The 14,611-nt window shown below is 57.0% G+C and carries 6 protein-coding genes; 4 read left to right on the top strand and 2 right to left on the bottom strand.

Annotated features, from left to right (window positions below):
* Nucleotides 1-221: 221 nt before the first annotated feature.
* A complete protein-coding gene (locus ACG2XO_RS13130; protein ID WP_410498441.1) occupies nt 222-2,411 on the top strand; it encodes a primosomal protein N' in 2,190 nt (729 codons plus the stop codon).
* Between the two features lie 55 nt (nt 2,412-2,466).
* Here the strand turns inward: ACG2XO_RS13130 and ACG2XO_RS13125 are convergent, their stop codons facing one another.
* Both ACG2XO_RS13125 and ACG2XO_RS13120 read right to left on the bottom strand, forming a co-directional pair.
* Nucleotides 2,467-4,248: a DUF2813 domain-containing protein gene (locus tag ACG2XO_RS13125; protein ID WP_410498440.1), complete on the bottom strand. Its 1,782-nt coding sequence runs from the start codon at nt 4,246-4,248 to the stop codon at nt 2,467-2,469.
* Nucleotides 4,249-4,331: 83 nt separating this feature from the next.
* Nucleotides 4,332-5,030, bottom strand: coding sequence for a substrate-binding periplasmic protein (locus tag ACG2XO_RS13120; protein ID WP_410498439.1), 699 nt, complete (start codon nt 5,028-5,030; stop codon nt 4,332-4,334).
* Between the two features lie 330 nt (nt 5,031-5,360).
* Between ACG2XO_RS13120 and recC the strand changes: the two genes are divergently transcribed.
* Genes recC through recD form a run of 3 tightly spaced genes read left to right on the top strand, consistent with a single transcriptional unit; the run spans nt 5,361 to nt 14,456 of the window.
* Nucleotides 5,361-8,876, top strand: a complete 3,516-nt coding sequence (recC, locus tag ACG2XO_RS13115) for an exodeoxyribonuclease V subunit gamma (RefSeq protein WP_410498438.1) — start codon at nt 5,361-5,363, stop codon at nt 8,874-8,876.
* Nucleotides 8,873-12,676, top strand: a complete 3,804-nt coding sequence (gene recB, locus ACG2XO_RS13110; RefSeq protein WP_410498437.1) for an exodeoxyribonuclease V subunit beta — start codon at nt 8,873-8,875, stop codon at nt 12,674-12,676. Before recC ends, recB begins: the two co-directional genes overlap by 4 nt.
* Complete coding sequence (recD, locus tag ACG2XO_RS13105; protein WP_410498436.1) at nt 12,663-14,456, top strand: exodeoxyribonuclease V subunit alpha; 1,794 nt, start codon at nt 12,663-12,665, stop codon at nt 14,454-14,456. Before recB ends, recD begins: the two co-directional genes overlap by 14 nt.
* Nucleotides 14,457-14,611: the final 155 nt, after the last annotated feature.

The following is a 14,611-nucleotide window of genomic DNA, read 5'->3' as shown; positions in this document are numbered from 1 at the left end:
AATTCTTGACAAACGATAAGTTGTTGAATTGATTGATTATTAATTTTTAGCTTAATTTTTGTGCAATCTAAACATCATCAAGTCCTGATTGGGTTTTTTCCGGTTTTAGGTGGTTTGCCCACAAAATTATCCACAGATTCTGGGGATAAGCAATTTGTATGATTTTTTGCACTTTCACTGCGCTTCAAATGTGGTGAATCCTTCTTAAGGCAGATATCCAAGTGAGTGGCAGTTTTGTGATGGTGGCACTCGATGTGCCACTCAACCGCCTGTTTGCTTACGCGGTTGGTGACTTCGGCAACTGGAATCTGCAGCCTGGCCAACGCGTCATTGTGCCGTTTGGTTCGCGCCAACTTTCCGGCATTGTGATCGAGCGCTGCGCCGATGCCGGTGATTACGCCGGCAAAACGCGCGCGATTCTGGCTGTGCGCGATGACTTGCCGCCGTTGCCAGCGGTCACGCTCGCGCTATGCCAGTTTGTCGCCGATTATTATCACCACCCGCTCGGTTGTGTGCTCAGTAGTGCCTTGCCGACGGCGTTTCGTGCCGTTCCTGCTTTCAAGAGCCCGGCGCCAGCCTGTGTGTATTACGCGACCGATGTGGACGCTCTGCTGGCGAGTATCAGCAAGCGCGCGCATGCGCAGCGCCGCGTAGCCGAATCTCTGGCCGTTCCGCATACCGCCGCCGCGCTGCGCCGCGTTCATGATAGCGGCTTGAAATGGGCGAAAGGCTGGCTGGAGCAAGGTCTGGTGCAAACTGCTGCCGAAACGACGGTACTCGCCGCCGCCAGCCCGGCACTGCCGCTGAACGCCGAACAGGCGCACGCAGTGCAAAGGCTGAGCAGCGCCAGCGGCTTTATGCCGTATTTACTGTACGGCATTACTGGCAGCGGAAAAACCGAAGTCTATCTGCAAACCATCGCCGCCGTGCTCGCCCGTGGCGAGCAGGTTCTGGTGCTGATTCCCGAAATCAATCTGACGCCGCAGCTCGAAGGGCGTTTTCGTGCGCGTTTTCCCGGCATACAGATGGCGTGCTTGCACAGCGGCTTGAACGACACCGAGCGCGCGGTGAACTGGCTGGCGGCAATGTCGGGTGACGCACGGATTGTGCTCGGTACGCGCCTCGCTGTTTTTACGCCTATGCCGCAGCTCGGCATGATCGTCGTCGATGAAGAGCACGACCCGTCTTTCAAGCAGCAAGACGGTTTGCGCTATTCGGCGCGCGATGTCGCCGTTTACCGCGCGCGTACCGCCAAAGTGCCGGTGGTGCTGGGCAGTGCCACCCCGAGTATCGAGAGCTGGGCGAATGCCAGAGCAGGTCGCTATGATGTGTTGCCGCTACGCGAGCGAGCCGTTCCGGGCGCGGTATTGCCGAAAATCACCTTGTTGCCGGTCAAAAAGGCCGGTCTGATCGACGGTTTTAACCGGATGGCGCTGGCGAAAATGCACGAAGTGCTGGAGCGCGGTGAACAGGTATTGGTGTTTATCAACCGGCGCGGCTATTCGCCGGTGCTGCAATGCGGTGAATGCGGCTGGATGGCGAGCTGCCGCCATTGCTCGGCGCGGCTGGTACTGCATTTGCGCGAGCGCCGCCTGCGTTGTCACCACTGCGGCTTTGAAGAAGCGATCACCGCCGCTTGCCCTGATTGCGGCAATCAGGATTTAAAACCGGTCGGGCAGGGGACGCAAAGGCTGGAAGAATCGCTGTCTACACACTTCCCGGGCAAAACCATTCTGCGCATTGACCGTGATTCGACGCGCAGGAAAGGCGAAATGGATGCCGCGCTGGCGCAGGTGCACTCGGGCGAGGCCGATATTCTGATCGGCACGCAAATGCTCGCCAAAGGCCATGATTTTGACCGACTCAATCTGGTCGTCGCGCTGAACGCCGATACCGGCCTATTCAGCGTTGATTTCCGCGCCGAAGAGCGATTATTTGCGCTGCTGACTCAGGTCGCAGGCCGCGCCGGACGACGCGAAAATCCGGGCGAAGTGATGATCCAGACGGCGTTTGCCGATCACCCGTTTTATCACCAGCTGCTGGGGCGCGATTACGCACCGTTTGCCGACCGCACGCTGAACGAGCGTAGCGAATTGTTGCTGCCGCCCGCTGCAGCATGGGCATTATTCCGCGCCGAAGCGCCCGAGATTGAACAGGCGCTGGATTTACTCAAGCAGATTCGCGGCTGTTTTGAGCAATTGGCTCCCGAATTCTTGCAACCCTTGACGCTCAATCATCCTGTTGCCGCAACGATGGTCAAAAAGGCCGGCGTCGAACGCGCGCAACTCTTGATTGCCGCTCCACAACGCGCCCAGTTGCAACGCGCCTTGCATCAGGCCATGCCGCAAGTCGAAATCATCAAAACCGGTAAAGCCCGCTGGACGCTCGATGTTGATCCTATTGAGGTATAGCGCTGTAGATTTTGTATATCAATGCCTGCAGGGAAATACGTAGGAGGGTATGAGCTCAATACTCCGGCAAACTGCTGCTACGCGCTTGCACAATCGCAAACATGTCTTGCAGTAAAGCCGGAATGCTGTCACGGCCAGCGAGTTCGGCGGCTTCGGCGATTTCGAGCGCCATTCCTGGTTTGCTGCGGTAGCGCAACGCACGGCTGATGATTTCATCGTCAGGTAATGATTCGGCCATTTGGGCGGCTTGCTGTGCAGCCAGCGCTGCGGCGTGCTGGGGCGACATCGGGTTTTTATAGTGATTGACCGCTTCGCGATAAATATCGGCAAAACCGTTATCCCACAAAAAATGTTCGATATCGCGGCTGGGCAGCACAGTGATATGCCGGTCTTCATCGCGGCCGCGCAGCAGTTTTTGTGCGCGTTGCTGGTATTTCTGCCCCGCATCGTCGCCATCACAAATCACATGCCAGTGAATACCGATCTGGTCGGCAAATTTGATCAAAGGTGCTAATCCGGCCTGCGCGAACTCGACGCAACGGATTCCTTCGAGCGGGAAGTTCAGCCCGCAAATACGCGCCAATTCGGGTAGCAACCAGAACTCGGTTTCGCCTTCGACCAGCAGCCAGACGCGGGCAAACATGCTGCTGGCGCGGTTGCTGCGAATATGAAAAGCAACTTTTCGGGCATCGGAAATCGACAACGCATTGGCTGCAAGCTGATAAACATGAATATGGCTCGGCCAGCGCACCAGCCGCCGCAAGGCGCGCTGAGGAAAACTCGCCAGCAGGTCGCCATGATTGGTCGTGATGATTTTCTGCAGCGGCAACTGCTCGATCAGCCCCCAGATCATCGCCAGCTGGATCGGGTGCAAATGCGTTTCCGGATCTTCCATCAGCAGAATCGGGCTGGCCTCGCGGTTGATCGCGTGTTCACCGCGGGCGTTCAGCAGCGCGCCAATCAGCATCAGCAATGCCACGCGACGCAGATTCGAGCCGGTCCGGTTGGCGATGTCGAGCAAGCTGTCTTCATCGCGAAAATTAAGCGGCGCTTCGGCGATCTGCTCGGCGAGCCGTTGCGCTGGCGCTTCATGATCCATCCGCGTGACCAGTGTGGCATTTTCACTGAGCAATTGCTGCATCGCAGCCAAACCCTGACGCAATTCCTGCGGGTGCAGCTGGTGCGGCACAGTCAGAATCCGCTCGAAAACCGTCCGCACGGCATCGCTCGCCGCCAGCACCGGGTCCTCCGGTTGTGGCTTGCCCGACAGACGCGGATGCTCCAGCCAGTCGGTCAGCATCATGTCCTTGAAACGCAACACCGGATGCAGGCGGATCAGCTCGTCGGCGAGCGCGTCGGTATTCGGGTGTTCGGTTTCGCCGCTGAGGATTTCACTACTGAGAATTTCACTACCGTCCGCATGAATAAAATAGCGCCGCGCGCGAATTTCGCCATGGCCGAAACGCTCGGCCATAAAACGCAATGCAATCATCACATCGCCCGGCTGATGCTGAACCGGATGCGCCTCGTCGCCATGCTCGGGCGGCGCAAAGCTCACCGGCTTGAATGCCTTGCTGGGGGTATGTCCCTGAAAGTACAAGGTGATATTGAGCCGCCGGGCAATACTGGCACGGGTATTGGAGATGCGGTGAAAATCTTCGTGAGTAAACAGCTGCTCGACCGGCGTAGGGCTAGTCAGGCAACGACTCAGCGCGACAATCAGACTCGTCTTGCCCCAGTTATTCTCGCCAAACAAAGCCGTCGCAGCCGTATCGAGCATCAGGTCAACCTGACTGATACCGCGAAAATTGGTCACTTGCAGGCGGGTGAGTTGCATGGGGTACTCGGCGGGGATTGCGGAGGTGTGGTTTGAGTTTAGCAAATTAAATAGTTAGCCGGATTTTCCGAACGTAAATTCGCTTATTCCGGCGTTTTCTCGATGCCACTTAGGACTTCGTACTCAGCCTGTTTGAGCAGTTTGGCCAGCTCGCCAGATTGAATCATTTGGGTGATGGTCGCGCTGATTATGCGAGCAAGATCGCTGTGTTTTTTGTGCAGATAATGATGCAGTGGTTCGTGCCGGAGCTCGACTTTTTCGATATTTTTGAGCCCCATCTGGTTGATGTAAAAATCAGTTGAGCTATTGTTGTTCACGATGACTTCAAAACGATCCGCATTGAGCATTTGCACCAATGATTTGGACGACTGGGTATCGAGGACTCTCGGAAAATTCATAACGAGTTCGGCGGGTACTTTGAGTCCGCGAACGTAGCCGATGGAGTATTTTTTCAAATCATCCCTGGTTTTGATTTGCGCATTCAGGCTTTTTTTGAAGTAGGCAGAAACCGTGAGTGCGTCAATCGGCGGCTCGACCCGGATCAGGTTCGGATATTGCTTCCCGTAGCTGCTTACACGGGCGACTTCGCCGTCGATGCGGCCCGAATCGGCTTCGGCGCTCGCGCGCAAACCGGGCATCGTGATCAATCTTAAAGGAATCCCGGCTCGCCGGTAGACTTCAGTCAGCACGATGGCGTCGATCCTGCTGGGTGGGCTGGCCGTGAGCACGGCGAGCTTGACCGGTTCGCGCGCGTACGCAAACGAACCCAGCAGGATTTGCATGAGGCAGACGAATTGGATGAAACGGTGCTGCAACAAAATGGCATGCTCCTGATAGCTGGTTTGACTGTATATCGTCTCATTTGATTAAAGCATTTTTGTGGCTCAGGGCAATACCGGATTAAAGGGAAATCGGAGCGTGCAATTCTCTGCGCTCAGTGCACCCTACAATACTGGCGGGCGAAACCGACGGTTCAGGCATAGTAATCTTAAATTTCGTTTTCAAGCTGCTTTAAAAACGATCGTGTTTCAGCAAATAATCGAAACATTCTGTCAGCCCAAAGTCAGCCCCTAAATCGGTTAGAATGTCCGCATCCTGCCACGGACTTTGCCATGACTTCCCGCCTAAATATTTACCAGTCCAATCGCCTCGAAAACCTGTTTGAATTGATGCAGGCGCTGTTTGCCGTTCCGCTGGCCGATCCGTTTGCCAGCGAAAAAATCATTGTTTCGAGCAAGGGGATGGAGCGCTGGTTGCGCTTTCAACTGGCTGCGCGGGTAGGGATTTGTTCTGGCGTTGATTTTGCCTTGCCGGCGGGGTTTATCTGGCGTTTGCTGCAGGATGCGATGCCGGGGCTGCCGGCCGATTCGCCGTATAGTTCGAGTCCGCTGGCCTGGCGATTGTTCCGTTTGTTGACCGAGTCAAGCGCGCGCGAGGCCAGCCCGATTGTTGCCGCTTATTTAGCCGAGGGCGATGCGCGGCGGCGGATGGCGCTGGCGGGCAAGCTCGCCGACGTGTTCGATCAATATCTGGTTTTTCGCAGCGACTGGATCGCTGAATGGGAAGCGGGGCGGCTGGTCGGTCTGGGTGCCGATGAAGCCTGGCAGGCGATGCTTTGGCAGGAAGTCAAACAGAGCATCGAGTCTGAATCCGCCGCTGAAAATACGGAAAATAGCATCCCGCATCGCGCCGAAATGTTTATCCGGCTGTTTGATCAATGGGCGCAAAATCCGCAAGTGCTGGTACAACGCCTGCCCGAGCGGCTGACGGTGTTTGGTGTCAGCAGCATGCCGCCAGCGTATATCGACGTGCTGGGCGCCTTGTCCGAGCATATCGACGTGAATCTGTTTCTGCTTAACCCATGCCGCGAAGACTGGGGCGCGATTGTCAGCCCACGCGCATTTGCCCGCGCTGAGCTGGAAAAACAGCCACAGGAATCTTTATACCTCGACATCGGCCATCCGCTGCTCGCCAGCATGGGCAAGGCCGGACGCGATTTTTTCCGCGCCGTGACCGAGCGTTTTCCGTGGTCGGTCGGCGGTGATGGACCGCTGTTTAGCGATCCGTGCGAGCGTCTTGCCGATACCACGCTGCTGCGAACACTGCAGTCGGATATTCTCAATCTCTACCCGCGCGATGCGGGCAATCGCCAGATTGTTGCTCCCGATGACTGGTCGCTGACTTTTCATAGCTGTCACAGCGCGATGCGTGAAGTTGAAGTGCTGCACGATCAGCTTTGTCATATGCTCAGCCGTGACAAGAGCCTGCTGGCTTCCGATATTGCGGTACTTTTGCCCGATCTGGGGCCGTATGCGCCGCTGATCGAAGCGGTATTCGGCGGCGCAGCAGCGGCAGGCGCACCAGTGTTGCCATACAACATTGCCGATCTGACGACCGCACAGGAATGCCCGGCCATTGCGGTTTATTTGCAGCTTTTCAATCTGCCCGATAGCCGTTGTACCGCCGACGAAATTTTCGGCCTGATCGAAACGCCGCAACTGGCAGCGCGGTTTGGCATTGCCGCGGATGATCTGGCCGTGTTGCAGCACTGGATTGCCGCCGCCGGGATACGCTGGGGGCTCGATGAGGCGCATCGCGCCGAATTTGCCGATCAACTCGGCGGCGGCGCTCTGGCCGAGCTGGGCGCTGCCAATACCTGGCGCGCCGGGCTTGATAATTTGCTGCTCGGTGCTGCTTTGCCGCAGGCGTTGGCAGGCGAAGCGATTCCGCTGTGGCATGATCTTGCGCCGTGGGATGATCTGGAAGGCTCGCAAGTTGCCTTGCTGGCCAAGCTCGCCGATTTGATTGCGACCATAACCCATTGGCGAGAGCAGCTCAAAGCGCCGCGCAGTCTGGCGGACTGGAGCGTACTGGCGCTGGAGTTGCTTGATGCGTTTTTGCTGTTCGACGGCAGTGTCGATGCCGAGCGGCTGCTACTGCAGGCGATTCGCGAATCGCTGGTGAAAATTGCTGTTGAGGCCGAGCTGGCCGATCTGCACGAGACCGTCGAGCGTGTTGTTGTGCTCGACTGGCTGCGGCATTGTTTTGATACCAGCAGCCGTGGCTCGGGCTTTATGTCGCGCGGGATTACCTTCTGTACGATGGTGCCAATGCGCGGCTTGCCGTTCCGCGTGATTGCGGTGCTGGGCTTGAACGAGGCCGATTTTCCGCGCAATCCGGCCGCAGCTGGTTTCGATCTGATCGCGCAAAACCCGCGATTGGGCGACCGTTCACGCCGGCTGGACGACCGTTTTCTGTTTCTGGAAATCCTGCTCGCGGCGCGCGATGCGCTGTACCTGTCGTGGGTCGGTCGCGGCGTGAGCGATAACGAAGCCTATCCACCGTCGGTGCTGGTGTCGGATGTGCTTGACTGCATCAGCAAAGGATTTGCTCTGCCTGATGCACAACTAATCCATGAGTATCCGCTGCAAGCCTTTAGCCCTATTGGCTTTGAAGCCAATACCCGCTGGCAGTCGTTTAATCCGCTGTGGCGGGACGCCGCAAATTGTCTAATCCGTCAGCGGGACGCCGCAAATTGTTTAATCAATCAGCGGGACGCCGCAGTACGTTTGATCAATCTGGGCGAAGCCGCGGAAGCGCTCAACGCAACGCCGGTATCCAGTGTAACGGTTCAATCCGCATTGCTTCTGGATTCCGGCTTGTGCCGGAATGACGAATTAAGTGAATTGGAGCCCGCCCCGACACAAATCAGCCTGGCCGATCTGGTTGAATGTCTGGCCAAGCCCGCTGCATTTTATCTACGCAAACGCGCGAATCTGGTGCTCGACGACGCTGATGCTGCGCTCGCCGATGATGAACCGTTTGATCTGCGCGATTTTGCCGACCGTGCCGTGCGCGATGCGGGGCTAAAATATGGCACAGCCGCAGCGCCATTGCTCGCAGCGCAAGGCATTGCGCCGCTGGGTACGCCGGGCAAATTATTGATCAGCGGCGAGCTTGCTGCCGCGCAGGCGCTCAAAGAGGCTTTGCCGCTGTATCGGCAGGGGGAAGCATTACCGGTGGTGGCCGACTTTATCCGGCTCAGCATTGCGCCTGCGCCGGGTGATTTAGCCGATCAGATCGAAGTCGAATTGGCACTTACTCTGGCCGATTTGTACCCGCAAGGCCAGATCATTGCACGGAGTTGCCTGTACCCGCGCGATATTCTCAAATACTGGGTGCGGCATCTGGCTTTGTGCGCGCTCTCCGATGCGCTGCCGGATCAGACGCGCGCGCTGTCTCCCGATAAAGTCTGGTGCTACGCGCCCATCCCTTGCGAAGTCGCTCGCCGGCAGCTTGCTCAATTACTGACGTTTTACCGCGCCAACTGGCAACAGCCACAAGCTTTTTTCCCGCGCGCTGCGCTGGCGTGGATTGCTGTCGATGCTGATGATGAAGCCAAACGCTGGTCGGCAGCCGAAAAAAAATGGCAGGATGATTTCAACCATCCGGGCGAATACGCCGACGCGGCGATCCAGCTTTTGTGGCCGGATGATCCGCTGGATGAAGATTCGGAACACCGATCCGATTTTGCTGCGTGGTGTGAAACGCTACTGGGCATGATGAATGCCAGCGTGGTTGAAAGGTCACTTGAAGCTGATCTGGCTGAGTGGGAGGCCATGAAATGAATGAAAACCATCTCAGTTCGCAGGTCGAATCGGTTGTAGGGGCGGCGCTCGGGTCGGCAGTCTCCAACCATGTCCATCAAGGCAGGGGTGAAGATCGGCTAAAGCCGACCCTGCATTTACAGCCCCTCGACGTCCACACGGTTTCCTTGTCAGGGCGCAATCTGATCGAAGCGTCCGCCGGGACCGGCAAGACTTTTAATATTACCGGCCTGTATGCGCGACTCGTGCTGGGGGCTGCTGAAAATGCGGATCAACCCTCATTTGACGCGGCGCGAGGTTTGTTGCCAGAGCAAATCCTGCTGGTGACTTTTACCAAGGCGGCGACGGCCGAGCTCAAAGACCGTATTCGCACGCGACTGGCTCAGCTGGCACAGACTTTCGAGCAGGACTCTCCCTTTAAGCTCGGTGATGAGGCTGAACCATTCTGCGAGAAAGTCTGGCAACAGGTGCGGGACGACCCGCGTGTTGATGCCAAGGCCTTGCTGAACCAGCTCAGGCTGGCGCTGGCGACGCTTGATCAGGCGGCGATTTCGACGATACACAGTTTCTGCCAGCGGCTGCTGACCGAGCAGGCATTTGAAGCCGGATTTGACTTTGATCGTGAAATGATCAGTGATGAAGGCGAGGTATTGGCTCAAATAACAATGGATTACTGGCGTAGCGAGGTATACCCGTCTCCTGTATTTTGGGTCGATTATTTGCAATCGGTCAGCATTGCGCCGCGAACTCGTGGCGTGAACGTCGATACGCTGGGCAAACTGGCCGCGAGTCTGGCGCGGCTTGACGCTGCAAACCTGCTTGATTTACCCGCGGCACCGGCGCTGGTTGTGCTGCAGCAGCGCTGGGAATCGGCGCTGGCGGGGGCGCGCCGGGTCTGGGATGCAGCGCAAATCACCAGTCTGCTGCAATCGAGCTGGCAAGCGGGTATTTACAAGAAAACGGCCAAGCTCGATTTCACTGCGAATCTGGCGTGGGGCGGGCGTGTCAGCGAATTTTTTGCAACTGAACGCTGGCAATTACCCGCCGAATTGACTGCGCTGGCGCAAAGCAAACTCGATGCCGCAGTGCTGAAAAAATTTCAGGATGATGTACCGCAGCATGATTTTTTTGCCGCGCTCGATGATTTGTTTGATACGCGCAAAACGCTGGAGCAGGATCTGGCGCTGTATTTCAATCACTGGCTGCTGCGCTTTGGCCGTTTTTTGCGCGAGCAATTGGCGCATCGCAAGGCTCAGGCCGGACAAATGTCGTTCGATGATAGCCTGACGATGCTGGCTGGTGCGCTGCGGGATGAAACGCGTGCGGCGCATCTGATTGCCAAAGTGCATCAGCGTTATCGCGCAGCGCTGGTCGACGAGTTTCAGGATACCGACCCGACGCAGTTTGCCATTATCGACACGCTGTTTGGCCGCCCGACGCTAGACGGCGAGGTGCTGCCGTTTTTTATGGTGGGCGATCCGAAACAGGCGATTTATGCTTTCCGTGGCGCTGATGTTTACGCTTATCTGGGCGCGCGCGCTCAGGCGGTCGGGCAGTATTCGATTGATACCAATTACCGCTCCGATGCGCGCATTATCGATTTTGTAAACGCGCTGTTTGCGCCGGATCATGCTTTTGTCGAAAGCCGGATCAAGCATCCGCACATCAAGGCCAAGCAAAGCGGCGAGTCGAAATTGCAGATCGCCGACGATAGAGCCGCTGTGCATGCTTTTGTCTGGCAAAGCAGCAAAACCAAATACGCCGAGCGCGATTGTTATCAGGGCGTAGCGCAGGAAATCGCGCATATTCTGGCTCCCGAACTGCAGTCCAGTCTGGGCGGCCGCTCTGTTGCGCCCGGCGATATCGCCGTGCTGGTCAGCAGCCACCATCAGGCTGCGCAAATGCGTAAGGCGCTGACCCAGCTGGGTGTGCCGTCGGTATCACAATCGCGGAGCAGTGTGTTCGAGTCGGGCGAGGCGCAGGGCTTGCTGGCTTTGCTTAAAGCGGTGAATGAGCCAGCCAGCGCGCCCTTGTTGCGCCGCGCGCTGGTTAGCCCGGTGATGGGTTATTCGGTTGAACAATTGATTGCGCTGCAGGCCGACGATGCGGCGTGGCTAAGCCAGATCGAGATGCTGCAAGCTTTGCGCGATGAATGGCGCAAAGCGGGCTTTATGGCGATGTTCCGACGCTGGCTGGTCACGAGTCAGGCACCGATGCGCTTGCTCGCTTTTGACGATGGCGAGCGCCGCCTGACCAATTTGCTGCACGTTGCCGAGCTGATCCAGAACGAAAATCGCGCCCGGCCTAGTCCGGCGCTGCTGTTGGCGTGGCTGGAACGACAACTGGCCGAGCCGAACGCGCAGGCCGAAGCGCAGCAGATGCGGCTCGAAAGCGACGCCGACCGCGTCAAGCTGGTGACGATCCATGCTTCCAAAGGTCTGGAATATCCGATTGTGTTCTGCCCCTTGAGCTGGACGGGCAAAAAAGAGCTGGTGCGCGATACGCGGCTCGTTGCTTTTCACGATGAAAATGGCGAGCTGCGCGTTGACGCCGGAACGCCTGAGCAAGCCACTGCGCTGGAAACGGCCGAATTTGAAGCCTACGCCGAACAAATGCGCTTGCTGTATGTCGCGCTGACTCGCGCCAAGCACCGGCTGTATCTGGCGTATCCGGCGTTTGAAAATCTGCATCATTTCTCCAAACCCGGTTTGCAGAATGCGCCGCTGGCGCAGGTGCTGTTTGATCGCGATGGAATTTGCCTGCGCGATCAGATTGCCGAATGGAGCGTGCCGCAACTGGCCGATGCATTTGCGCGGCTGGGGGCGACGGTAAGTGATTGGCGTGACGGGGCACAAAAATATCAAATCAAGGCCGAGCATGATGTGGTATTGCAAACGGCGCACTGGCGCAACCGGATGCTGGCTGCGCCGTGGCGGCTGGTGAGTTTTTCGTCCTTATCACGCGGGCAGGCGCGGCATGCACACGCCGAAACGGGCGAAGATCACGATGGGCTGGCGACCGCCGAAGTATTGGCGCAAGCGCAGGCCGATTTGCCCCTGCGGTTTACTTTTACGCGCGGCGCCGACGCCGGAACGGCCTTGCATGGCATGTTCGAGCACTGGAATTTTGCGCAGCCAGATCGCAGCAATTGGGATGCGGTGGTCGCCCGGCAATTACAGCGCGTTGGCTTGCTCGCGCAGCAGACGGATGAAGAAGGGCAGGGTATATTGCCGCAGGTCTCATTATGGCTGGGTGAAGTGATCGATACCCCATTAGGTATTGCAGGCTTCAAACTCGCTGACCTGAGCGCAGCGCAAAGGCTGAATGAATGGCCGTTTCTGATGCATTGCCCAAAACTGGATCTGGCCGCTTTTTGCCGGGTATTGGCCGAACAGCAAGTGCCCGCAGAATTTATCGCCGCCAGTCAGCGGCTCAAGCCTGAGCAGCTAACGGCGTATCTGAATGGTGTGATCGATCTGGTCTGTGTTCACGAGGGTAAGTATTACATTGCCGATTACAAATCCAATCATCTGGGCAATGCCTACGCCGATTACCGGCGCGACAAGCTGACCGAGGCGATGAGTGACGCGCATTATTATTTGCAATATCTGTTGTATGTGATTGCCTGGCATCGTCATATGCAGGCTCGGCTTGGTGCAAGTTATGACTACGAGCGCGATTTTGGCGGTGTGTTGTATCTGTTTATTCGCGGTATGCATCCGGCAGAGGGCGAGGCTGGCATCTGGTTTGACAAGCCCAGCGTGGCGCTGATTGAGGCGCTGGATCGTGTGCTGGGAGGACGAGAGAATGATGACTGCTAATCTGGATTTTTCACTCAAAAGTACTTCGCCGTTTGCGCAAGCCTTTGTTGATTTGCTGCGGCGCAAAGCGCCTGATGCACCACCTGATTTGCTGGGGCTGGCTTTGCAGGCGGCGAGCGCGACCGAGCGCGGCGATGTGTGTGTGGCGATGCCATCGGGTGTCAATCTGCTTCAGTGGCAGGTCAGTGGCCTGGTCGGTGCGCCAGGCGATTTTGCTCCGCTGATTGCGGAACATGGCCGACTGTATCTGGCGCGTTATCATGCGTATGAAGCGCGGCTGGCGCAGCAAATCCGGGCTTTGGCGGCGCAAACCATCGTGCCCGATCCGGATTTGCCGCAACAGCTAAATCAGCTGTTTGGCGAAGCGAAGCCCGATGAAATCGACTGGCAGCGGATTGCTGTGGCTGCCGCTTTGCAGAAAAAACTGCTGGTCATCAGCGGCGGCCCCGGAACGGGCAAAACAACGACAGTGGTGAAACTGCTGGCGCTGCTTCAAAGTGGCGAAAACCCACTGCACATCATGCTCGCCGCGCCGACTGGCAAAGCCGCAATGCGGATGCAGGAAGCAATCCGCAAAGCCAAAATGGACCCGAAAATCAATATTTCCGCTTTGGTCGCGCAATCTATTCCAGACACGGCCAGTACGCTGCATCGCTTGCTGGGCTACCGCCCCAATTCGGTACAGTTTCGCCATCATGCCGGCAATCCGCTGGTGCTTGACGTCCTGGTTGTCGATGAAGCGTCGATGATTGATCTGGCCTTGATGAGCAAATTGCTCGACGCATTGCCCAGCCACGCCAGACTCATTTTGCTTGGTGATAAAGATCAGCTCGCCTCGGTCGAAGCCGGCGCGGTGATGGGCGATCTGTGCGATGGCGTCGGGCTGTCAGCCTCATTTGCCGCGCAGCTTAGCGCCACAAGCGGACAAACTGTCCAGCCCGAATTTTCGCCAAGCATCATGGGTGATCAGGTCATTACACTACAAAAAAGCTACCGCTTTTCCGGCGTCATTGGCCAGCTTGCCAAGGCGATCAATACCGAACAAAGCCGCAAAGTCGCTGAAATCCTGCAAGCTCACCGGCTTGAGTCCTTAGCCGCTCAAAATGAGCAAACGCCTTTGCGCTGGTATGAACATAATCCGGCACAAGCGGGGGCCGCCTTGCTCACACCGGTCTGGCAAGGATATGAGCCGTATTTTGCTGCAGTGGCCGAATATCAGTCGCAGATCAGCAGTGCTGAGCTCGTATTTAGAATTTTTGACCAGTTCCGCGTTCTGAGTCCGCTCAAGCATGGTCTGGCCAGTGTCGAGCAAATCAATGTCTTGCTCGAACAAGCCCTTGTCAAACGCGGCCTGCGCCAGCCGGATCAGAGCTGGTACGCAGGTCGCGCGGTGCTGGTGCCGCAAAATCTGTACGAGCTCGACTTGTACAACGGTGATATTGGCCTGACGCTGCCTGATCAGGATGGCAAGCTGTGGGTGCATTTTCTGCAGGCCGATGGCAGCACAAGGAAGGTTGCGTCGTCGCGGCTGGCTGGTGTCGAAAGCGCATTTGCAATGACGGTGCACAAATCGCAAGGATCGGAATTTGCCCATGTTCTGCTTTTGCTGCCCGGCAATGAATCCGGCGCAAACCGTCTGCTCAGCCGCGAGCTGGTCTACACCGCCATCACGCGCGCCAAAGAGCAAGTCACGCTATGGGGAGAAGCCGCGACGATCCGACAAGCGGTGGCGAAGAAAGTTGAACGGCAATCAGGCTTGGCGGAGCGATTATTGAAATAAGGTCATAGCGTACGAAAGGCTAAGAATCACTATGCGGCGCGTCTTGTGCCTAGTTTCAGGCCAAAATCAGCTCAAACGCGGTTTGCAAACCAAACCTCAACAGACCTTAAGGCTTGCGCTCCGAGCCGCTGATTTTGACTTCTTCATATTACCCA

Source organism: Chitinibacter sp. S2-10 (assembly GCF_046530675.1).
In the GTDB taxonomy this organism is placed as follows: Bacteria; Pseudomonadota; Gammaproteobacteria; order Burkholderiales; family Chitinibacteraceae; genus Chitinibacter.
This window is presented reverse-complemented; position numbering and strand designations above follow the sequence as displayed.

Excerpts from the sequence above, each read along its gene's own strand:
- ACG2XO_RS13125 (WP_410498440.1), bottom strand. The coding sequence starts at position 4,248 with ATGCAACTCACCCGCCTGCAAGTGACCAATTTTCGCGGTATCAGTCAG.
- ACG2XO_RS13120 (WP_410498439.1), bottom strand. The coding sequence starts at position 5,030 with ATGCAAATCCTGCTGGGTTCGTTTGCGTACGCGCGCGAACCGGTCAAG.
- recC (WP_410498438.1), top strand. The coding sequence starts at position 5,361 with ATGACTTCCCGCCTAAATATTTACCAGTCCAATCGCCTCGAAAACCTG.
- recB (WP_410498437.1), top strand. The coding sequence starts at position 8,873 with ATGAATGAAAACCATCTCAGTTCGCAGGTCGAATCGGTTGTAGGGGCG.
- recD (WP_410498436.1), top strand. The coding sequence starts at position 12,663 with ATGATGACTGCTAATCTGGATTTTTCACTCAAAAGTACTTCGCCGTTT.